This is a genomic window from Microcystis sp. M53602_WE12, assembly GCF_030065455.1.
Lineage (GTDB): Bacteria > Cyanobacteriota > Cyanobacteriia > Cyanobacteriales > Microcystaceae > Microcystis > Microcystis aeruginosa.
Genome location: NZ_JASJFB010000498.1, coordinates 1 through 1646, shown reverse-complemented (window position 1 = coordinate 1646; position 1646 = coordinate 1). Strand labels below are relative to the sequence as shown.

At 50.7% G+C, this 1646-nt stretch carries 1 protein-coding gene; it reads left to right on the top strand.

What is annotated here, in order from left to right; genetic code table 11:
- Positions 1 to 47: 47 nt before the first annotated feature.
- Positions 48 to 1646: S8 family peptidase (locus tag PX482_RS16445; RefSeq protein WP_288122701.1), on the top strand; the 1599-nt coding region annotated here is incomplete at its 3' end.

Sequence of the window (1646 nt, the reverse complement as noted above, 5' to 3'; positions counted from 1 at the left end):
TTAAACTGACGGGGGCAGAGATTTGGAAGTTATCCGGGTCGCTCTCTGTGGAGAAGATTCTAAAACAATATCGCTCCCATCCGATTTTTGAATACATTGAACCCGACTATATTCGGACGGTGGGTGCATTTACTCCCCAGGCCACGTTCCCCAATGACCCCAGTTTTAATCAACTTTGGGGATTGCATAACACCGGACAAAGTGCCGGTACTCCCGATGCCGATATTGATGCCCCGGAAGCCTGGGATATTCAAACCGGCAATCCTAATTTAGTGATTGGGGTTATTGATACGGGGGTTGACTACAATCACCAAGACCTAGTTGGCAACATCTGGACAAACCCGGGGGAAATTGCCGGAGATGGCATTGACAACGATGGCAATGGCTACATTGATGACATTCGCGGTTGGGACTTTGCCTACAACGACAATAACCCCAGTGATGTTTATGGTCACGGAACCCATGTTTCGGGAACCATTGCTGGCAAAGGAAATAATGGGGTCGGTGTGACGGGGGTGGCCTGGAATGCCAAAATCATGCCCCTGAAGTTTTTGAATGATCAAGGATCAGGCTCTACCTCCAATGCTATTTTGGCAATTAACTATGCGACGGCCAAAGGAGTTAAGCTCACCAATAACTCCTGGGGAGGTGGAGGCTATAGTCAAGCGCTCTACGATGCGATTAACGCGGCGGGTCAGGCGGGAGCTTTATTTATTGCGGCGGCTGGTAATGATGCAAAAAACACTGACACAAGCCCCTCCTATCCTGCCAGCTACAACCTAGCTAATATTATTTCTGTTGCTTCCACCACCCGCACCGATGCTCTCTCTTCTTTTTCTAACTATGGCTTAACCAGCGTAGATTTGGGTGCGCCTGGTTCAGAGATTTACAGTCTAGCTCCTGGTGGTGGATACGCGACCCTTTCAGGGACATCCATGGCCAGTCCCCATGTGGCAGGGGCGGCGGCTTTGTTGTGGTCACAAAATCCCACCTGGACGGCACAACAGGTGAAAAACGCCTTAATGAACACGGGAGAGCCGATTGCGGCTCTAGCCGGTAAAACGGTTTCTGGTAAGCGGCTCAATGTGTTTAACGCCTTGGCGGGGGCTAACTTACCTTCCGTAACCGTCAGTGTCAGCCCGGCCAGTGTGCAGGAAGACGGTACGACTAACTTAGTTTACACCTTTACTCGCACTAACTTAAACCTGAGTTCTCCCCTGACCGTTAACTTCGGGGCGAGTGGCATAGCCAACGCCGCCCCGGTGGGAAGCTACCCAGCCGATTACAACGTATTAACAGGTAGTGGTGTCATCTTCGACCCGACGACGAAATTGGGAACCGTCACTTTTGCCGCCGGTGCGACAACGGCAACGGTCGTGGTTGATCCCATTGCTGACACCGTACAGGAAAACAGCGAATCAGTTATTTTAACCGTCAATTCTGGGACGGGCTACATTGGTGGTTCTCCTAATACAGCAACGGGAACTATTATTTCTGAGGAAGGATTTACCACCTACTTCTGGGATGATTTTGCCAATAACAGCAAGGGTTGGACTCTGGGTACAGAATGGCAAATCGGTGCTGCCACAGCTTCTACAGGTCACGTATATGGGAACCCTGATCCCGGAACGGACAATACTCCCACA